This window comes from Castellaniella caeni NBRC 101664, assembly GCF_001592225.1.
Taxonomy (GTDB): Bacteria; Pseudomonadota; Gammaproteobacteria; order Burkholderiales; family Burkholderiaceae_B; genus Castellaniella; species Castellaniella caeni.
In genome coordinates this window covers 21,169-39,357 of sequence record NZ_BCWN01000023.1, presented here as the reverse complement: position 1 = coordinate 39,357, position 18,189 = coordinate 21,169, and the positions used below count along the sequence as shown (strand labels likewise).

Annotated in this window: 18 protein-coding genes and 3 tRNA genes; 5 read left to right on the top strand and 16 right to left on the bottom strand. The window is 64.6% G+C overall.

Features of this window, described 5'->3' with window-relative positions; genetic code table 11:
- The 3 genes from dapA to CCA01S_RS12920 all read right to left on the bottom strand — a co-directional run bounded on the left by dapA (position 1) and on the right by CCA01S_RS12920 (position 2,317).
- Positions 1-903, bottom strand: a complete 903-nt coding sequence (dapA, locus tag CCA01S_RS12930) for a 4-hydroxy-tetrahydrodipicolinate synthase (RefSeq protein ID WP_066459214.1) — start codon at positions 901-903, stop codon at positions 1-3.
- An 81-nt stretch (positions 904-984) separates the two neighbouring features.
- Positions 985-1,638 carry a site-2 protease family protein gene (locus tag CCA01S_RS12925; RefSeq protein WP_066459171.1) on the bottom strand — a complete coding sequence of 218 codons (654 nt, stop codon included), beginning with the start codon at positions 1,636-1,638 and terminating at the stop codon, positions 985-987.
- Positions 1,639-1,690: 52 nt separating this feature from the next.
- Positions 1,691-2,317, bottom strand: a complete 627-nt coding sequence (locus CCA01S_RS12920; RefSeq protein ID WP_066459212.1) for an L-threonylcarbamoyladenylate synthase — start codon at positions 2,315-2,317, stop codon at positions 1,691-1,693.
- A 155-nt stretch (positions 2,318-2,472) separates the two neighbouring features.
- On the opposite strand from CCA01S_RS12920, the gene CCA01S_RS12915 reads away from it, so the two are divergent.
- Positions 2,473-2,548: transfer RNA gene (locus CCA01S_RS12915), tRNA-His, on the top strand.
- A 173-nt stretch (positions 2,549-2,721) separates the two neighbouring features.
- Here CCA01S_RS12915 and CCA01S_RS12910 read toward each other — a convergent pair.
- Complete coding sequence (locus tag CCA01S_RS12910) at positions 2,722-3,207, bottom strand: type II toxin-antitoxin system HicB family antitoxin (protein WP_308411255.1); 486 nt, start codon at positions 3,205-3,207, stop codon at positions 2,722-2,724.
- 241 nt (positions 3,208-3,448) lie between these two features.
- Between CCA01S_RS12910 and CCA01S_RS12905 the strand changes: the two genes are divergently transcribed.
- From CCA01S_RS12905 to CCA01S_RS12895, 3 genes are all read left to right on the top strand, one after another.
- Positions 3,449-3,685 carry a hypothetical protein gene (locus tag CCA01S_RS12905; protein WP_066459210.1) on the top strand — a complete coding sequence of 79 codons (237 nt, stop codon included), beginning with the start codon at positions 3,449-3,451 and terminating at the stop codon, positions 3,683-3,685.
- Positions 3,686-3,689: 4 nt separating this feature from the next.
- On the top strand, positions 3,690-5,144 hold the full coding sequence (cls, locus tag CCA01S_RS12900; RefSeq protein WP_066459167.1) for a cardiolipin synthase: 1,455 nt from the start codon (positions 3,690-3,692) through the stop codon (positions 5,142-5,144).
- A gap of 178 nt (positions 5,145-5,322) precedes the next feature.
- Positions 5,323-5,802 carry a carboxymuconolactone decarboxylase family protein gene (locus CCA01S_RS12895; RefSeq protein ID WP_066459165.1) on the top strand — a complete coding sequence of 160 codons (480 nt, stop codon included), beginning with the start codon at positions 5,323-5,325 and terminating at the stop codon, positions 5,800-5,802.
- 111 nt (positions 5,803-5,913) lie between these two features.
- Here CCA01S_RS12895 and CCA01S_RS12890 read toward each other — a convergent pair whose 3' ends face one another.
- From CCA01S_RS12890 to CCA01S_RS12860, 7 genes are all read right to left on the bottom strand, one after another.
- Positions 5,914-7,137, bottom strand: a complete 1,224-nt coding sequence (locus CCA01S_RS12890) for a trans-sulfuration enzyme family protein (RefSeq protein WP_066459162.1) — start codon at positions 7,135-7,137, stop codon at positions 5,914-5,916.
- Between the two features lie 216 nt (positions 7,138-7,353).
- On the bottom strand, positions 7,354-9,072 hold the full coding sequence (locus tag CCA01S_RS12885; RefSeq protein WP_066459160.1) for a cation acetate symporter: 1,719 nt from the start codon (positions 9,070-9,072) through the stop codon (positions 7,354-7,356).
- 1 nt (position 9,073) lies between these two features.
- Positions 9,074-9,376, bottom strand: coding sequence for a DUF485 domain-containing protein (locus tag CCA01S_RS12880; RefSeq protein WP_066459158.1), 303 nt, complete (start codon positions 9,374-9,376; stop codon positions 9,074-9,076).
- A 641-nt stretch (positions 9,377-10,017) separates the two neighbouring features.
- Entirely contained in the window at positions 10,018-10,428 is a 411-nt protein-coding gene (locus CCA01S_RS12875; protein ID WP_066459156.1) for a DoxX family protein, read from the bottom strand.
- A 22-nt stretch (positions 10,429-10,450) separates the two neighbouring features.
- A tRNA-Pro gene (locus tag CCA01S_RS12870) sits at positions 10,451-10,527 on the bottom strand.
- Positions 10,528-10,568: 41 nt separating this feature from the next.
- Positions 10,569-12,467, bottom strand: a complete 1,899-nt coding sequence (locus tag CCA01S_RS12865; RefSeq protein WP_066459154.1) for an LTA synthase family protein — start codon at positions 12,465-12,467, stop codon at positions 10,569-10,571.
- Between the two features lie 21 nt (positions 12,468-12,488).
- On the bottom strand, positions 12,489-13,736 hold the full coding sequence (locus CCA01S_RS12860) for a phospholipase A (RefSeq protein WP_232305124.1): 1,248 nt from the start codon (positions 13,734-13,736) through the stop codon (positions 12,489-12,491).
- 129 nt (positions 13,737-13,865) lie between these two features.
- Between CCA01S_RS12860 and CCA01S_RS12855 the strand changes: the two genes are divergently transcribed.
- Positions 13,866-13,942, top strand: a tRNA-Arg gene (locus CCA01S_RS12855).
- 20 nt (positions 13,943-13,962) lie between these two features.
- Here CCA01S_RS12855 and CCA01S_RS12850 read toward each other — a convergent pair.
- From CCA01S_RS12850 to pstA, 5 genes are all read right to left on the bottom strand, one after another.
- Positions 13,963-15,351: an ATP-binding protein gene (locus tag CCA01S_RS12850; protein WP_066459150.1), complete on the bottom strand. Its 1,389-nt coding sequence runs from the start codon at positions 15,349-15,351 to the stop codon at positions 13,963-13,965.
- A gap of 16 nt (positions 15,352-15,367) precedes the next feature.
- Positions 15,368-16,036, bottom strand: a complete 669-nt coding sequence (locus CCA01S_RS12845; RefSeq protein ID WP_066459148.1) for a response regulator transcription factor — start codon at positions 16,034-16,036, stop codon at positions 15,368-15,370.
- Positions 16,033-16,404 carry a PepSY domain-containing protein gene (locus tag CCA01S_RS12840; protein WP_103035600.1) on the bottom strand — a complete coding sequence of 124 codons (372 nt, stop codon included), beginning with the start codon at positions 16,402-16,404 and terminating at the stop codon, positions 16,033-16,035. Before CCA01S_RS12840 ends, CCA01S_RS12845 begins: the two co-directional genes overlap by 4 nt.
- Before the next feature lie 122 nt (positions 16,405-16,526).
- The gene (pstB, locus tag CCA01S_RS12835; RefSeq protein WP_066459144.1) at positions 16,527-17,309 is read right to left on the bottom strand and encodes a phosphate ABC transporter ATP-binding protein PstB; all 783 of its coding nucleotides are present in this window, start codon (positions 17,307-17,309) and stop codon (positions 16,527-16,529) included.
- Between the two features lie 15 nt (positions 17,310-17,324).
- Positions 17,325-18,185 carry a phosphate ABC transporter permease PstA gene (pstA, locus tag CCA01S_RS12830; protein ID WP_066459142.1) on the bottom strand — a complete coding sequence of 287 codons (861 nt, stop codon included), beginning with the start codon at positions 18,183-18,185 and terminating at the stop codon, positions 17,325-17,327.
- Positions 18,186-18,189: the final 4 nt, after the last annotated feature.

Sequence of the window (18,189 nt, the reverse complement as noted above, 5' to 3'; positions counted from 1 at the left end):
TTAGAGGCAACCTGCATCAATCAAGGCCTGGCGCACGGTTGCGCGGAAGGAATCGGACAGGGGAGTGAGCGGCAGCCGGTAGCTGAGCTGAATGAGCCCCATTTCGGCCACGGCCCATTTCACGGGGATGGGGTTGGCTTCGAGGAACAAGACCCGGTTGAGCGTGGACAGCACGGCATTGAGACGGCGGGTTTCAAGCACGTCGCCGCGCAGGGCCGCGGCGCACAGTTCGTGCATCAGGCGCGGGGCGACGTTGGCCGTGACTGAAATATTGCCGCGCCCCCCGAGCAGGATGAGGGCCGCCGCCGTGGGGTCGTCGCCGCTGATGACGTGGAACCCGGCGGGCGCGGCGGCAATCAGCTGGGCGCCCCGGGCGATGTTGCCGGTGGCGTCTTTGACGCCAATGATGCCGGGCACCTGTGCCAGGCGCAGGATGGTCTCGTTGGAGAGATCGGCCACTGTGCGCCCGGGCACGTTATACAGGATGCTGGGCAGTTCGACGGATTCGGCGATGGCGCGGAAGTGCTGGTACAGGCCCTCTTGCGTAGGCTTGTTGTAGTACGGCACGACCGTCAGCCCCGCTGTGGCCCCCGCCGCGTAGGCGTGGCGCTGCAGCTCGATGGCCTCGGCGGTGGAGTTTCCGCCGGTGCCCGCGATGACCGGGATGCGGCCATCGGCATGGCGCACCGCCAGCTCGATGAGTTCGGCCTGTTCTTGCACCGTGACGGTGGGCGATTCGCCGGACGTGCCGACCACCACCAGGGCGTCGGTGCCTTGCTCGACGTGCCAATCGATCAGTTTTCGAAAGGCTTCGAGATCCAGCTGCCCGTCTGGATGCATGGGCGTAACCAGGGCCACCATACTGCCCTGAAGGACTGGAAGGGATGAATCCGAGCCGGCCATGATGAGGGATGCCTCCGAAAAACGCCCGAGCGACTTCCCGGGCGAGAAAAAAACCAAGTTTACCGGATTCGCGGCCCGGGTTTACAAAAATCCACTGACGATCCAGTGGCCCAGGGCCAGGAGCGGCTGCATGAGCGGCCACAACCAGCCCAGCATCATGAGCACGATGAGGATGACGATGCCGTAGGGCTCGATGCGGCCATACTGCCACGCCATGCGCGGGGGCAGCAGGCTGAAGACGATGCGCCCGCCGTCCAGGGGCGGCAGCGGCACCAGGTTGAGCGCCATGAGGATCAGGTTGACCTGCACCCCGGCATACGCCATCTGCGACCAGAAGTCGCCCCCCGTCTGTACGATGCCCGTGAGCAGCAGCAGACGCCACAGCAGCACCCAGGCAATCGCCTGCAGCAGGTTGGACGCGGGGCCGGCGAGCGCCACCCAGAGCATGTCCTGCTTGGGTCGGCGCAGCCGCCCCCAGTTGACCGGCACCGGCTTGGCCCAGCCAAACAGCAGGCCGCCGCCCATGAATTTGGTGACGAACAACAGCACCAGCGGCACGACGATGGTGCCCATGGGATCGATGTGCCGGATGGGGTTGATGCTGATGCGCCCCGCCTCTTGCGCCGTGGGATCGCCAAAAAAGCGGGCCACATAGCCGTGCGCCGCCTCGTGCAAGGTGATGGCAAACAGCACCGGCAAGGCATAGACCGCGATGGTCTGGATGAGTTGATTCATGAAAAGGGGTCGTGGGGGCCAGCCCGTGCCGGCGACCCCCGCAAGCATAACCCTATTGCAGACCCAGCGAGGCCGGATCGCCACGGCCCACGCGCAGCACCTGCGGCACGGCGCCGGTGAGGTCGATGACGGTGGTGGAATCGAAGGGGCACGGCCCGCCATCGACGATGGCGGCCAGGTCGTGCTCGTAGCGGGTGAGGATGTCTTGCGCGTCGTTGAGCGGCAAGGTTTCGCCCTGGGGAATCAGGGTGGTGGACAGCAGGGGCGAACCGGCGGCGTCGATCAGGGCGCGCGCCACCCGGTGGTCGGGCACGCGGATGCCGATGGTCTTGCGCGAGGGATGCGACACCCGCCGGGGCACTTCTTTGGTGGCTTCGAGAATGAAGGTGAAGGGGCCGGGCGTGGCCATTTTCAAGAGACGGTAGTGGGTGTTTTCGACCTTGGCGAAGTGACTGATCTCGGCGAGATCGCGGCACAGCAAGGTAAGGTGATGACGCTCGTCGAGCCCGCGCAGGCGGCGCAGGCGCTCGGCGGCGGCTTTATCGTCGAGCCGCGCCACCACGGCGTAGCTGGAATCGGTGGGAACAGCGACCAACCCGCCCTCAGCAAGCAGTTCACCGGCCTGCTGCAAGAGGCGGGACTGAGGGTTCTCGGGATGAACGACGAAAATCTGAGCCATGAGCATTTCCTTTGTGGGAGCGGTCGGTTAACGATAGCCTGAGCCATTGGCATCCGTCACCCCATAAAATGACCCAAATCGCCGCGCTAATCAAGGGCGGACGGGGTGCTCTGCAAAAGGCGCCCAGTCATGCTAGAATCTCGTTTCTTTCGGCGGTGACCGTAGCTCAGTTGGTAGAGTCCCGGATTGTGATTCCGGTTGTCGTGGGTTCGAGCCCCATCGGTCACCCCAATAATTCCTTTATTTCCATGATGATGAAGAACACAGTAGATTCCATCATGTGAAAATCAGAACAAAAACACGAACTTTAGAAGAATGCCCGCCACAGCGCGGGCTTTTTTGTCTCCGCTTTTTCTTACGCCCCACCCAACCGGGGCCACCACGCCCCAACCGCCCGGTTTTCTTCACACCACCCGGATTTCCAGGTTCTTGCCCAGCTTGTGAAAGGCCAGCTCGATGCTCTCCAGTTTCGATGAATGCCGCAGGTCGACCAGACGGTCTACTTGCGGCATGTGCACATTGAGCCGCCTGGCAAGCTCTGCTTTGCGCACGCCCTGGGACACCATTTCGTTGGCCAGCAAGACCTTGGCGGCAACCAGCGCCGGCAGCGTCACAGCCAGCTGGCCGCGCTTGATTCTGGATGGGGTCGGCACGAGGCGCTTTTCGTCAAAGTAGATGCCGATGGCGGCCTCCAGCGCATCCAGGCCATTGACGAGCGCTTCGTCCGCATCTTTCGCCACACTGAGCGCCTCGGGCACATCCGGGAAGCGCACCAGAAAAATTCCATTGGTGTCAGGCGTCAAAGTCATAGGGTAGGTCAGCATATGATGCTCCTGCCATCGAGCCGCGATCTTCTGCGCCTTGCTTCTTGAGCCATCTTTTGAACTCACTGTATTTCATCCGATCCTCGTACTCGGACAATATCCATGATACAACAAATATGTTGCATTCATACCAGTGCTCCCGGACTCGGTGTTGAACCGCACGTTCCTCTCCCCGAAGGCAACCCTGGCGCCGCGCCTTACACGTTCCCCGCATGCCGTTCTACCCGCCCCCGGCTTTCTTTTCAACCCAGGGTGTGACAAGATTCGCCCAGGTCTGGTGACCTCTGATATCTCCATGGACATCGACATGCCTGCGACACCTGCTGCTTTCCCCGACTGGTCTGACGCCCCCGAGGGCTGGAACTGGTGCGCGCAAGATGCCGATGGCCGCTGGTACTGGTATCGCACCGAACCCGTGCCTGGCATCGGCGGGGGGGTCTGGCGGTCGAACTCGCGCAACCAGCAGTACGCCGGGCAAGGCGCCCCCAACGCCGACTGGCTCGAATCCCTGCGCACGCGCCCCGGCACTGCGGAAGCAGCCTGATCCCATGCAGATGGTCTCGACGTTCCTGCTGACTTACTGGCCGCACATGGTGGCGGCCTGCTCGCTGGTCATCGGCGCGGCCGCGGCCATCCACGCGGCCATGAACAAGAACGACGTGCGGGCCGCCATCGCCTGGGTGGGCGTGATCCTCATGTCGCCCCTGGTGGGCCCCTTTCTGTACCTGGTGGCGGGCATCAACCGCATCCGTCACGACCAACTCTCCACCCAGCGCAGCCGCCTCATCAAGGATTACGTCAACCACGCGCGCGAGCCCTTTAAAGACGTGGGTTCGCTGGCGGGCCCGCAGTTTGCCTCGCTGCGCGTGCTGGGGGATCGCATCAGCCGCTTTCCGCTGCACGACGGCAATCACATCACGCTGCTCGACAGCGGCGACGAAGCCTACCCGGCCATGCTCAAGGCCATCGACGAGGCAGCCCACTGCATTGCCCTGCAAAGCTACATTTTTGACCACGACCGCATCGGCCTGCGCTTTGTCGAGGCCCTGCACCGCGCGCAGCAGCGCGGGGTGGTCATCCGGGTGCTCATCGACACCATCGGTTCAAAGTATTCGCACCCGCCCATCATTCATCTGCTGCGCAGCCGCGACATCCGCACCGAACTTTTCATGTCGCACGTGCTCAGCCTGCGCATGCCGTACGCCAATTTGCGCAGTCACCGGAAAATCCTCTTTATCGACGGTCACCTGGGCTTCATGGGGGGGATGAACATCCGCGAGAGCTTCATGGCGTCGCTCAAGGGTCATCACGCGGCGCACGACACGCACTTTCGTGTCGAGGGGCCCGCGGCCACGCAGCTCTTCGCCGTCTTTGCCAACGACTGGGAATTCACCACCCACGAACGCCTGCGCATCGAAGACTGGTGCAAAGTGACGCCCGAGGCGCCGCAACCGCAGGTGCCCGCGCGCTGCATCCGCTCCAGCCCAGATCGCTTCATCGCCGCCACCCACAACGTGCTGCTAGGGGCGCTGGCCGTGGCGCAGCGCCACGTGCGCATCCAGTCGCCCTATTTCCTGCCCGACCAGACGCTCATGGGGGCGTTGAACACGGCGGCCCGGCGCGGCATCCAGGTGGACATCGTCATCCCCGGGCGCAACAACCTGCGGCTCGTCAACTATGCCATGACCGCGCAGCTGGCCCAGGTAATCTCGGCGGGGTGCCGCGTCTGGCGCAGCCGCGGCAACTTCGACCACTCGAAGCTGCTCACCATCGACGATGGCTGGTCGTACGTGGGCTCGTCCAACCTCGACCCCCGCAGCCTGCGGCTGAATTTCGAGCTGGACATGGAAATCTACGACCCGGTGCTGGCCAGCAAGATTGCCGGGCGCATCGACGCCGAGATCGCCCAGTCCGACTTGGTGACGCCCGAGTCGCTCAAGGCCATCCCTTTCATCAAACAGCTGCGCAACCGCATCATCTGGCTGGCCAGCCCCTACTTGTAAGTAAAAACCACAGACCTGGCAGACAAACCGCGGACAGGAGTCATCCGCCCGTCCTGACGGGGTGGCTGCAAGTACAGCCACCCCCGCAGTTTTGCGCCAGGCAATCCGCACTAAAATGGTACGGCTAAGGCCAGTTCATCTGGCCTCATGATTTTTCAACCCCTTTTGGATCGATACCGTGACCCGACGCCTCAATTATTATCAGGCTGCCCCCGAAGCAGCGCAGAAATACTCGGAATTCAGCCAAGCCCTGCACAAGAACCCCTTCCTGGCCAAGATCGGCTACCTGGTGACGCTGCGCGCTTCGCAGCTCAATGGCTGCGCATTTTGCGTGGACATGCACGTCAAAGAGGCCAAGCTGGCGGGCGAGCGTGAACTGCGCCTGCATCACGTGGCGGTCTGGCGCGAATCACCGCTGTTCGATGCCAAGGAAAAAGCCATCCTCGAATGGACCGAAGCCCTGACCCAGCTGCCGCCGCACGGTATCCCCGACGAGCTGTTTGCCCGTGTGCGCGAACAGCTCTCCGAAGAAGAACTGGCCGATCTGTCGTTTCTGATCGTCGGCATCAACGGCTGGAACCGTCTGGGCGTGGCCTTCCGCGCCGTGCCGGGTTCGGCCGACAAGCAGTTCGGGCTGGACAAGGCCGGGCTGAACTAAGACGCGGCCCAGTCACGCGTCTGAGTCCTGAACAGGCGCAGGCCGTGACCAGCACCCGCCGCAGTGCCGCAGGCAGGCGCGCTCCCAAGTGCCACTTGCCTGCTGCCCGCCCTAAGCAGCAGCCACCGACTGCGCCAGTGCCTGGGCCAGGTCGGCCTTCAGGTCGTCGATGTGTTCTACCCCCACCGACATGCGCACGAAATTGGGCTCGATGCCGGCGGCCTGCATTTCGGCCTCGCTCATCGAGCTGGCCCACATCGAGGCCGTGTGCACCGCCAGGGTCTCCACCCCGCCCAGGCTCACCGCCTGCGTCGCCAGTTTCAGGGCCGAAACGAAACGCTGCGTGCGCGCGTAGCCGCCGCGAATCGAATAGGCCACGATCGCCCCGAACCCTTTCATCTGACGCGCCGCCAGCGCATGCTGCGCGTGGCTTTCCAGCCCCGGATACAAGACCTGCTCGATCTCGGGCCGGGCTTCGAGCCAGCGCGCGACCGCCAGCGCATTGGCATTGATGCGTTCCATGCGCAGCGACAGGGTGCGTAGGCCACGCAGCAGCAGCCAGGCATCCATGGGCGAGAGCACGGCCCCCAGGGTGACGTGCATTTTCCAGATTTGTTCGGCCAGCGCGTTGCTGCAGCAGATGGCCCCGGCCATGATGTCGCTGTGCCCGCCCAGGTACTTGGTGGCGCTGTGCACGACGATATCGATGCCCAGGTCGTGCGGGCGCTGGTTGAGCGGCGAGGCGAAGGTGTTGTCGGCCACGGTGAGGATGCCGCGCGCCCGGGCGATCTGCGCCACAGCGGCCAGGTCGGTGATCGACAGGCTGGGATTGACCGGCGTCTCGACCATGATGAGCCTGGTATCGGGCCGCAACGCGGCCTTCAGGCTGTCGAGATCGGTCTGATCAAAAAAACTGACCTGCACCCCGTAGCGCGTGAGCACCTCGGAGAACAGCTTGGACGTGCTCATATAGTGGCGCTGCTGCGCCACCACATGATCGCCCGCCTTGAGCAGCGCCAGAATGGTAGTGCAGATGGCCCCCATGCCCGACCCCGTGAGCAGCGCGGCCTCGGTGCCTTCCAGGCCCGCGAGGATGGCCTCGACGTGCTTGTTCACCGGGTTGCCATGGCGCGTGTAGAAGCTGGCCGGGCGCACCGTGGTGGCCATGGCCGAGAACTGCTCGGCGGATTCCGCCCGGAACGTGGCGCTGTAATGGATGGGCGGCACCACGGCGGTATCGTGGTGGCAAGCGGCATCGCCGTGCAGCACCAGCGTCTGTTCGTGCCAGAAAGCCGGGTCGTTGATATTGCGAATATCAGGGGAAGGCGTCGTCATGAATCATGCATCCAAAAGCCAGAGATTGCTCATGATACGCCGGGCCAGGCGGCCCGCCGGGCCCGCAGTCCCTTTTTCCGCAGGCCGCCTTGACGGCTGCAACAGGCGCACGACACGGATGCGCGGCGGCGCGGAAACGCCATCGGCCCCACAGGGCCGATGGCAAGCATGACACGTGCCAAGCCTGCGCGCACGGGGCGCGCAGGCGCACACCGTTTAGTGCGCGCTGGCGGCCGCCGCGCCCACGCCGGTTTCGCTGCGCACGGTCTGCGCCTCGAAGCCGGCCCGGTCGATGCGGGCGCGCTCGCTGCGGTCGGTCACCGAGAACAACCAGATGGACACGAAGCCGATGGTCATTGAGAACAGCGCGGGCGAGGCATAGGGGAACCAGGCCGAACCCGCCGGATGGCCCAGCGTGGCTTCCCACACCGATGGCGACACGACGGTCAGGCCCACGGCGCTGATCAGGCCGGCGAAACCGCCGATCATGGCGCCGCGCGTGGTGCAGCCCTTCCAGAGCACCGACATGAACAGCACCGGGAAGTTGGCCGAGGCGGCCACGGCAAAGGCCAGCGACACCATGAACGCGATGTTCTGCTTCTCGAAGGCGATGCCCAGCACCACGGCAATGACGCCGAGGATGATGGTGGTGATCTTGGCCACTTTCATTTCCTGCTCACGCGAGGCATTGCCCTTTTTCACCAGCGTGGCGAAGATGTCGTGCGACACCGCCGACGTACCCGAGAGCGTGAGGCCGGCCACCACGGCGAGAATCGTGGCGAAAGCCACCGCCGACATGAAGCCCAGGAAGACGTTGCCGCCCACCGCGTCGGCCAGGTGCACCGCAGCCATGTTGCCGCCGCCAATCAGGGCGCCCGCCGCATCCAGAAATTCAGGATTGGTGGAGACCATGACGATGGCGCCAAAGCCGATGATGAAGGTGAGGATGTAGAAGTAGCCGATCCAGGTCGTGGCCCAGAACACCGACTTGCGCGCCTCACGGGCATCGGGCACGGTAAAGAAGCGCATGAGGATGTGCGGCAGGCCCGCCGTGCCGAACATCAGGGCCATGCCAAACGAAATGGCGCTGATCGGGTCCTTGATGAAGTTGCCCGGCCCCATGATCGAGTGTCCCTGCACCGCGGCATCGGCGGCGTCTTTGCCCGCATTCATGGCAGCCAGCGTCTTCACCTCGACGGCGGCGGCAAACAGGCGCTCGGGCGAGAAGCCGTAGTGCGCCAGCACCATGAGCGCCATGAAGGTGGCACCCGCCAGCAGCAAGGCAGCCTTGATGATCTGCACCCAGGTGGTGGCCGTCATGCCGCCAAAGAGCACGTAAATCATCATGAGCACGCCCACGACCACCACGGCGATCCAGTATTCCAGGCCAAAGAGCAGCTTGATGAGCTGGCCCGCCCCCACCATCTGGGCGATGAGGTAGAAGGCCACCACCACCAGCGTGCCCGAGGCGGCAAAGGCGCGGATCGGCCCCTGCTTGAAGCGATAGGCGGCCACGTCGGCAAAGGTGAATTTGCCCAGATTGCGCAGGCGCTCGGCCATGAGGAAGGTAAGGATCGGCCAACCGACCAGAAAGCCGATGGAGTAGATCAGGCCGTCGTAGCCGTTGATCATGACGGCGGCGGAAATCCCCAGAAACGAGGCGGCCGACATGTAGTCACCGGCAATCGCCATGCCGTTCTGAAAGCCGGTGATGCCGCCGCCCGCCGTGTAGAAGTCGGCTGCCGAGCGGGTGCGCTTGGCGGCCCACTTGGTGATCCACAGCGTCATCAGCACGAACAGGCCGAACATGGCGATGGCCGTCCAGTTGGTGGGCTGCCGCTGCAGTTCGCCCAGGTCGCCGCCCGCCGCCAGGGCGGACGTGCAGGCCGCCAGCAAGGCCAGCGCGGCGCTTGCGCGCACGGTCGTGTGCTTCATCTCAGGCCTCCTGGACGATTTCGCGGGTGAGGCGATCGAATTCGCCATTGGCACGGCGCACGTACAGGCCCGTGATCAGCACGCTGAAGACGATGACGCCAAAGCCCACCGGGATGCCCCAGGTCATGACGCCCTCGCCCAGTTTGGCGGAAAAGAGTTCTTTGTCGAACGCGATGACGCCGATGAAGGCGTAATACACCAGCAGCATGAACACGGTCAGCGTCCAGCCAAAGCGCAGCCGCGTGCGGCGCAAATACTGGTATTTCGGGTTGGACACAATGTTCTGTGTCTGTTTGTCTCCCATGTCGGCCTCCTGCAGAAGATGGGTGTTCTTTATGATCTGCCGCGCAAGTTAGAGGCCGGGTCTTACGGAGACCTTACAAGCAGCGTAAAGCGCGCAAAGATCAGGGAAAATCCCGATCAATCACCCAGCAGAACATAATCATCCACCTGTTGCGACCACGCAAATATCGCGCTGAATTGAATAGGTGTTAACCCTAATAAATTGCTAAAATCAACGCCAGGACAAACCACTTTTATCGAATCGAGATCGACTATGTATGCAGCGTCTTATGGCGACGGCCGGACAAGCACGTTGCCAGGTGAATGGCAGGCAGGCGCGCGACTGTCACAGTTACCAGGCTGGGCATGGAGCGTCGCAACCACGCTTGTGGGCACGGCTATCCAGGCAGCGGGGCACGTGCAGCGTACCTGCCGCGGTATCCGGCAAGCGCAGCGCAGCCTGGCCCAGGCAAGAGCACGTGGCGCCGCTACGTCGCACCAGATATACGACGTGCCGCTGTTGCGCGGCTGAATAAAAAAATGGCGATCATGTTCGATGATCGCCATTTTTTTATGCAGGCTTGGTGTTGGCCTGCCGGGCAACGCATATTGCCAGTCAACTGCGGAGGCAGGCCTGAAACACAGGCCTGCAGCGGGCCTGGATCAGTTCCAGCGGCCGTTGCGCCCGCCCAGGCTGTAGGCCCCGGCCCCCAGCAGTGCGATGGCGGCTGCCGCCAGCAGGAAGATGCCTTGCAGTTCGAGTGCCCAGCCGCCGCTCTTGCCGATGACGAAGAAATCGGCCATGTGCACCAGGCCGAAGACAAAGAGCATGTTGACGACGAGGATGAGGGCGCCGACACGGGCCCACAGGCCGAGAATCAGCAGCACGGGGGCGACGACCTCACCGATGTAGACGCCGTAGGCCACGAAATGAGGCAGGCCCTTGGCGGTCAGCAGGCCGAACATCCAGTCGATGCCGCCATTGAGCTTGGCGATACCGTGCAGCAGGATGATGACGCCCAACCCAACCCGCAGCACGAGCTTGCCCAGGTCTTCAGTGGTGGTGTTTGACATATGAGAGGCATCCTTGATCTGGTGGTCGGGGCGACATGATTCGAACATGCGACCCTCTGCTCCCAAAGCAGATGCGCTACCAGGCTGCGCTACGCCCCGACAGACTTGGAACGCAAGATTCTACCATGAGTCCTGTGGGGTCATGCCAGCCCCGCACGACGCAGCTCAGGCAAGGTATGCGCCTGATGGCGGTAGGCCCAGGTGGGCCACAGGGCGTGCGCCAGCGCGATGTTCTCCAGTTCCGGGTCGGCGGCGACGGGCTCGTAGGTGTCGGGCGCCGTGTAGCGGAAATGGTGCGCGGCCTGCTGCGGTTCAAGCACCACCAGCCGCTCGCCACGCAGATAGCCGTAGTGGTCTTCGTACTGCATCATGGCGCGTCCGCCGCTGTGCGGATGGGTGAGGTCGTGGCCGATCATGGGATGCGCATCGCTGACGCCGATGAGCGACAGCAGCGTCGTGGGCAGGTCGATCTGGCTGATGATGCGCTCGTCCCGACGCGGCTCGACGCCCGCCCCCACGATGAGCGCCGGGATGTGGAAGTGCCGCAGGGGAATGCGCTGGGCGCCGCCCACCCGGGCATCGTGATCGGCCACGACCAGAAAGACTGTGTCGCGCCAATAGTCGCTGGCCCGGGCGCGCCCGAAAAACTGGCCGATGGCCCAGTCGGCGTAGCGCACGGTGTTTTGCACCGTGGCGGGCTCGCCCTGCACCGCGATGCGCCCCGCGGGGTATTCCCAGGGCGTGTGGTTGGTGACTGAAAATGCCAGATGCAGCGTCGGCTGCGCACCGGGCTGGGACAGCAGCGTGTGCAGCTTGTTGAACATGTCTTCGTCGCTGGCGCCCCAGGTGCCGACGAAGGCGGGGGCATCAAAGCTGGGCAAGTCGTGCAGCTCGTCAAAGCCATTACCCAGGAAGAAGCTCTTCATGTTGTCGAAGTGCGCCTCGCCGCCATAGATGAAGCGCGAGCGGTAACCGTGCTTGCGCAGCAACTGGGCCAAGGTGAAGAAGTGGCTCTGGGCATCGGTCAGGCGCAGGGCGGCATCGGACAGCGTGGGCGGAAAACCGGCGGTGACGGCTTCGAGCCCACGCACCGAGCGCGTGCCCGTGGCGTAGGCCCGGGTGAAGTTCCAGCCCGTGGCGGCCAGGGCATCCAGGCACGGCGTCAGGCCCGCTCCGCCCAGGTTGCCCACGTACTGCGCGCCCAGGCTTTCTTGCACGATGAGCACCAGGTTGCGCGGCCGCGCGGGCTGCGCGCTGGCGGGCTGGTGATGCAGGGTGGGCAGCTCGGGCGGCCCCGGCGGGATGTGCGCCTGCTCGCACACGATGGCCTGCAGGACGCCGTCGGGCAGGTCGCCGTACACGTCCGCCGCCGAACGTTCGTTCTTGATGGCGTACAGCGCAAACAGCACGTTGTACAGCGAGTTGAGCGGCAGCGTGTTGAGCAGGCTGTCGCCGCACCAGGCCACCGAAGCCGGGTTGACGGGACGATGGCCCAGGGTGCCGCGGATCGCCAGCACGATGGCCGCGGCGATCAGCACGGTGAGCACGATGCGCCAGGGCCAGGCCGGCAGCGTGTTCACGGCGGCCTGGGCAAAGAGCGCGTGCCCCGCCCAGCCCGCCAGCAGCAGCACGACGAGCGCGGCGGCCAGCACCAGCTTGTAGCCTTTCCAGAGCATGCCGAAGACCTCTTTGGGGTACTTCAGGTAGTCGAGATACAGGCGGTTGGGGCGACTGTCGTATTCCTGGATGAACTGTGGCGTGGAGATTTCCAGCAACACGAACAAGAGCCACACCAGCTGCAGCCATAATCCGGTGAGCGTCACGGCCAGGGGCTGATCCGCCAGCCAGGGCGCCAGCAGCGCCGGGATGCCCGCCCACATGGCGAGCTGATTGAGGTCGATGCGCAGCCCCCAGCGGAAAATGGCCCAGGGACGACCCGCCGCCCTTACCCGGGGCCAAAGCCACAGGGTGAGCAACAGGCGGCTGGCCGTGAGCAGCACCAGCAAAGAGACGGCAAAAAGCGCAATCTGCGTGAACATCCAAATTCCTTACAGGCGGGGTCAGGGCACCAGGGCAATGCCGATGCGCAGTTGTGCATCGTGCTTCTGGTTGTAGTCCAGCAGGGTTTCGCCATAGCCCCTGAAATACTGCACGTACAGGTAGCCGTTCATGTTGAGCCAGGTGCGCCGCAGCGGCCAGGCCGCTTCGAGCTGGGTGGCGTTGCGCCCTTGCGTGCCCTGACGGTACAGGCCCGAGAGCACCAGCCCCTGGTCTTGCGCCCAGCGCAGCTTCCAATCGACGTAACCGAGCGAATCGGGATAGTGCATGTCGGCCTCGGTCGCCACGTAGGCCTTGAAGCGCGGCATGAAGCTCAGCGTACTGCCCGAGCCCAGGCGGCGATTGATCTCGGGCTGCAGGTAAAGATCGTTGAGCGAGCGGGAATCTTCGCCGTCCTTGCCGTTGGACTTGTGCTCGATACCGGCGTTGAGCCCCGCGAACCAGCGCTTGTCATCGGTCTGCCAGAGCGATTCGCGTGCCCAGAACAGGCTGGGATTATAGGTGGTGTCGATGAAGGGGATGGAATCCGAGTGCAGATCCCAGAGCGAGGTCTGGGTATAGCCCAAGTACCAGTTGTCCATGAAATGCGGTTTGGCGGCATCGTCCGGGCTGAAGAGGCGGTACTTGAAGCTCACCTGGAAGCGCCCCGTGGCGCCCCCCGTGCGCCCGACCACAAAATAGATGGGATCGTAGGGCGAGATGGCGCTGCGAAACGTATCGAAGGGCGACAGCGGTTCAACCTTGGTCGGCGTGCCCGCATCCGCCACGGGCGGCACAGCAGAGGCGGCTGCCCGGCTGCCGGGCGCGGGCGCGGATGCCAGCATGCCATCCGCCTGTGTCGGCACCGGGCCTGCGTTCTCGACACGCAAGGCCAGCAAGGTGTCCGGCGCGCCGTCGAAACTCAGCGTGAGCAGCCCGCGCGCCCGGGGCGGCACCCGCCCCGTCCAGGCTACGCGGGTGAAGGTGTTGACCGGCAGGTCGGCGGCATCGGGCGAGGTGCGCAGGGTAAAGGTGGCCGGGGTGCTGTGCCCGCTGGCATCGACCCAGTGCCCCCGGATTTCGCGGGCGATCGGGCTGCTGAGCGGATTGCCGCTTTCGTTGAGCAGGACACCCTGCACTTCGACCGGCGCCCCCGCCGCCGCCTGCGTCTGTGCAAGCTGCAGGAGCAATTCGGCGCGCGCCGCGGGAATGGACAGGAAACACGCCAGCAACCCCAGAAGTTGGAGGCTGCGCAGGGCTTTAAACTGCATGAATGACATAATAGGCACAAGACAAAGAGCAGGGCTTGCCCGAAACTTTAGCATTTGCAGGGTAGAATCCACGTTTCCTGGCGTATCCCGCCCTGCCCTGCCCTTGCGCCTGGGCAACCAGCCACATATCCGCCCTTAGCTCAGTTGGATAGAGCACAGGTCTTCTAAACCTGGGGTCACTGGTTCGAATCCAGTAGGGCGGGCCAAACTTGCGTCCGCGCCGCGTTTACACATCCGCGGCGGGCAAGGTGATCACCACCCGCGCCCCACCCAATTCACCGGTTTCGATACGTGCCCAACCGCCGTACAGATCGGCCAGGTCGCGCACGATGTTCAAGCCCAGGCCCGAGCCCGGCGTGCGCTCGTCGGCGCGCTTGCCGCGCTCGAACACCGCCTCGGCGCGCTCGGGACTCAGGCCGGGCCCGTCGTCCTCGACCCAGAGGATCAGCTCGCCATCCTGGCGGCGCGCGCTGATGCGCACCTGATGACGCGCCCACTTGCCCGCATTGTCCAGCACGTTGCCCAGCATCTCTTGAAAATCCTGCGCCTCGCCGCGAAACGCCAGGCCTTCGGGCACGGCCATCAGGTCGTAGTCGAGCGCGCGCTCGGCGTGCACGCGCCGCATCACGCGCACCAGCCCCTGCAGCAACGGCAGGATCGGGCTTCGCAGCCCCGTCATGCGCACGGCGGCCGCCGCCCGGGCATGCGCCAAGTGATAGTCCACCTGGCGGCGCGCGGCTTCGACCTGTTCGAGCACCAGGCGCGGCAAAGCCGGGTCGGCGGTGGCGGCGGCATTGCTCAGCACCGCCAGCGGAGTCTTCAGCGCGTGCGCCAGATTGCCGGCCTGCTGGCGGGCCCGCTCCAGGCCCTGGGCATTGCGTTCGAGCACTTGGTTGAAGTCTTCCACCAGCGGCTGCACTTCGCTTGGAAAGGCCCCCTCGATACGCTCGGCCCGCCCTGCCCGCAGCGCGGCCAGCCGCTTGCGCAAGCGCACCAGCGGCCGCAGGCCATATGACACCTGCATCCAGGCGGCCAGCGCCATGCCCAGCACCAGCACGCCCAGGGCCAGGGCCAGCATGCGGTTGAAGCGACTGACCGGTTCGGCCCACAGCGCCTGATCCGCGGCGGCGATCAGAATGAGGTCGTCGTACGGGCCGTCCGCCGGATCGACTTCGCGCACGCGTACCTGCAGCTCGCGGCCTTGCGGCCCCAGAGCACGGGTCCGCAAGTCGTGCCCCGGTCGTAGACCCGGATAGCGATCGGGCAGGCGAGCATCCCACAAAGAGCGGGAACGCAGCTGTCGGGGCGGGTGCCCGTCTTGTGGCGGCACCACGATCTGCCAGTACAGACCCGAGAACGGATGACTGAAACGGGGGTCGGAAGGAGCGGAGGCCAGCGACACCTCGCCCGCCTCGCTGACCTGGAATTGTGCCGTGAGCTGATCCAGGTGAATGTTGAGTTCGGACTGCAGCTGGGCCTGAATGTGTTCGCGGAAAAGCTGCTGGATGCCCCAGCCCGCCACTGCCACGCTGACCAGCACCCACGCCAGCACGCCGACCAGCAGGCGCAGGCGCAAAGAGCGGTAACGGGTGCGCAGCAGGCGGGCCAGCGTCATCGGAGCATACCTTCGGTCAAGCGCCGGACGATGCGCTCAGGCGATAGCCCAGGCCGCGCACGGTCTGGATCAGCTCGGCGGGTATCTTGCGGCGCAAGCGGGCGATGAAGACCTCGATGGTGTTGGAATCGCGGTCGAAATCCTGGGCATAGATGTGCTCGACCAGCTGGCTGCGCGAGACGACTTCGCCCTGATGCATCAGCAGATACGCCAGCACGCGGTATTCGTGGCTGGTGAGATCGAGCGGGATGTCGTCGAGCAGCACGCGCGACTGGCGCATGTCGAGCAGCAACGGCCCGCAGCGGATGTCGGTGGACGCGTGGCCGCCCGCCCGGCGCAACAGCGCCCGCACCCGCGCCTGCAGTTCTTCGACATGAAAGGGCTTGGTGAGGTAGTCGTCCGCCCCCGCGTCGATGCCCGCCACCTTGTCGTGCCAGTTGTCGCGCGCGGTGAGGATGAGCACGGGCACCTGCCGACGGGCCTCGCGCCAGGCGCGCAGCACCGACAGGCCATCGAGCCCGGGCAGGCCGAGGTCGAGCACCACGAGGTCGTAGGGTTCGGTCAGCCCCTGGTGCCGGGCATCGAGGCCATCGGCGGCGACATCGACGGCATAGCCCGCGGATTCAAGCGCGGCCTTCAACTGCGCGGCCAGCAGGGGTTCGTCTTCGGCAATCAAGAGTCTCATTCATGCTTTCCCTGGCCGCGCAGGGGGCGGCGACCCACCCATAATACCTGCCCGGTGTGGGCATCCACCTTGAGCTTCACCAAACGGCCTTGATCCTGAAGAATCTTCAGTTCGTAGATCCAGCGATCCGTGCAAGGCCGGCTCGTGTCCGAGCAGTCTTTGAAGTCGTCATCGTCTTCAAATTCGACCTTCAGCACCTGGCCGGGGTATTCGCTGGCCACACGCGAGAGCACCTGCGACAACGGCAGCACCTCGCCCATCTGCTGCAGGCGCTCGGCTTCGGTGCGGTCGTGGTTGTGGGCCAGGGCGACCGTGGTTCCCAAGACACCCAGGACGAGGACACTGGCAAGAAGGTGGCGATGGCGCATAGCGGGCATCCCCGTGAGTTGGAATGCCCGTAGCTTAAGGGTTCAAGGATGAATGGGGGATGAATGAGGCCGGTCTTGGTGCCGGGCATCCCCCCACGCCGTGCCCTGCGGGGCGCTCCGATTCATCCAAACCGCCCGGTGATGTAGTCTTCGGTTTCCTTGCGGGTGGGCTTGATGAAAATCTGATCGGTCGGGCCGAATTCCATCAGCTCGCCCAGGTACATGTAGGCGGTGTAGTCCGAGCAGCGGGCGGCCTGCTGCATATTGTGGGTGACGATGACCACGGTGTAGTCGTCTTTCAGCTCGGCGATCAGCTCTTCGATCTTGGCGGTGGAAATGGGATCGAGGGCCGAGCAGGGTTCGTCGAGCAGCAGCACCTCGGGCTTGATGGCCACGCCGCGGGCGATGCACAGGCGCTGCTGCTGGCCGCCCGACAGGCCGTAGCCGCTTTGGCCCAGCTTGTCCTTGACCTCGTTCCAGAGCGCCGCCTTGGTCAGCGCCCATTCGACGCGCTCGTCCATCTCACCTTTGCTCAGGCGCTCGAACAGGCGCACGCCAAAGGCGATGTTGTCGTAGATGCTCATGGGAAACGGCGTGGGCTTCTGGAAGACCATCCCCACCTTGGCGCGAATGAGCGAGATGTCCAGGCGCGAATTGAGCAGGTCTTCGCCGTCGAGCTCGATGGCGCCCTCGGCACGCTGGCCGGGATAGAGTTCGAACATGCGGTTGAAGGTACGCAGCAGCGTGGACTTGCCGCAGCCCGACGGGCCGATGAAGGCCGTGACCTTGTTTTCCGCGATGCTCATGTTGATGTCGCGCAGCGCGTGGAAACTGCCGTAATAGAAATTGAGGTGGCGCACGGCCAGCTTGGTTCGTTCAGCGGCGGCAGAGGGATGTGGATTCATGGTGAGCCGTGAGAATTATTTGCGAAACAGGCTGCGGGCGGCGATGTTGATGCCCAGCACCAGCAAGGTGATGAGCGCCGCACCCGCCCAGGCCAGGCGGTTCCAGTCTTCAAAGGGGCTGGCCGCGTACTGGAAGATGACCACGGGCAGATTGGCGATGGGCGCGTTCATGTTCAGTGACATGAACTGGTTGTTCAAGGCCGTGAAGAGCAAAGGGGCGGTCTCGCCCGCGATGCGGGCGATGGCCAGCAGAATGCCCGTCAAGATGCCCGAGCGCGCGGCCCGGTAGCAGATGAACACCACCACGCGCCACTGCGGGCAGCCCAGGGCGGCGGCGGCCTCGCGCAGGCTGTTGGGCACGAGGCACAGCATGTTGTCGGTGGCGCGCACCACCACCGGAATCACCAGAATGGCCAGGGCAAACGCGCCCGCCCAGCCCGAATAGTGCCCCACCTGGGCCACGTAGACGGCATAGATGAACAGGCCGATGACGATGGATGGCGCCGACAGCAGCACGTCGTTGAGAAAGCGCGTGGCGGGCGCGAGCCAGCCCTTGCGGCCATACTCGGCCAGATAGGTGCCGGCCAGCACCCCGATGGGCGTGCCGATGAGCGTGCCGACAGCGGACATCAGCACGCTGCCGATGATGGCGTTGAGCAGCCCGCCCGCCTCGCCGGGCGGCGGCGTGCTCTGCGAGAACAGCGTCAGGGACAAAGCCCCGCCCCCCTTGAGCAGCAGGGTGACGATGATCCAGGCCAGCCACACGAGGCCGGAGGCCAGCGCCAGCCCGGACAGGCCGAGCATCACCCGGTTGACCAGGCGGCGACGCCGGTAAATGGGATTGCCCAGCACGATGGGAGATTCGGAAACAGGCATGGTG

Bases quoted from the DNA above. Each gene is read 5' to 3' on its own strand.
- CCA01S_RS12875 (WP_066459156.1), bottom strand. From the start codon at position 10,428: ATGTCAAACACCACCACTGAAGACCTGGGCAAGCTCGTGCTGCGGGTT.
- CCA01S_RS12880 (WP_066459158.1), bottom strand. From the start codon at position 9,376: ATGGGAGACAAACAGACACAGAACATTGTGTCCAACCCGAAATACCAG.
- CCA01S_RS12845 (WP_066459148.1), bottom strand. From the start codon at position 16,036: ATGAGACTCTTGATTGCCGAAGACGAACCCCTGCTGGCCGCGCAGTTG.
- CCA01S_RS12920 (WP_066459212.1), bottom strand. From the start codon at position 2,317: ATGGCTCAGATTTTCGTCGTTCATCCCGAGAACCCTCAGTCCCGCCTC.
- pstA (WP_066459142.1), bottom strand. From the start codon at position 18,185: ATGCCTGTTTCCGAATCTCCCATCGTGCTGGGCAATCCCATTTACCGG.
- CCA01S_RS12905 (WP_066459210.1), top strand. From the start codon at position 3,449: ATGCCTGCGACACCTGCTGCTTTCCCCGACTGGTCTGACGCCCCCGAG.
- cls (WP_066459167.1), top strand. From the start codon at position 3,690: ATGCAGATGGTCTCGACGTTCCTGCTGACTTACTGGCCGCACATGGTG.
- CCA01S_RS12885 (WP_066459160.1), bottom strand. From the start codon at position 9,072: ATGAAGCACACGACCGTGCGCGCAAGCGCCGCGCTGGCCTTGCTGGCG.
- pstB (WP_066459144.1), bottom strand. From the start codon at position 17,309: ATGAATCCACATCCCTCTGCCGCCGCTGAACGAACCAAGCTGGCCGTG.
- CCA01S_RS12860 (WP_232305124.1), bottom strand. From the start codon at position 13,736: ATGCAGTTTAAAGCCCTGCGCAGCCTCCAACTTCTGGGGTTGCTGGCG.
- CCA01S_RS12890 (WP_066459162.1), bottom strand. From the start codon at position 7,137: ATGACGACGCCTTCCCCTGATATTCGCAATATCAACGACCCGGCTTTC.
- CCA01S_RS12925 (WP_066459171.1), bottom strand. From the start codon at position 1,638: ATGAATCAACTCATCCAGACCATCGCGGTCTATGCCTTGCCGGTGCTG.
- CCA01S_RS12850 (WP_066459150.1), bottom strand. From the start codon at position 15,351: ATGACGCTGGCCCGCCTGCTGCGCACCCGTTACCGCTCTTTGCGCCTG.
- dapA (WP_066459214.1), bottom strand. From the start codon at position 903: ATGGCCGGCTCGGATTCATCCCTTCCAGTCCTTCAGGGCAGTATGGTG.
- CCA01S_RS12840 (WP_103035600.1), bottom strand. From the start codon at position 16,404: ATGCGCCATCGCCACCTTCTTGCCAGTGTCCTCGTCCTGGGTGTCTTG.
- CCA01S_RS12865 (WP_066459154.1), bottom strand. From the start codon at position 12,467: ATGTTCACGCAGATTGCGCTTTTTGCCGTCTCTTTGCTGGTGCTGCTC.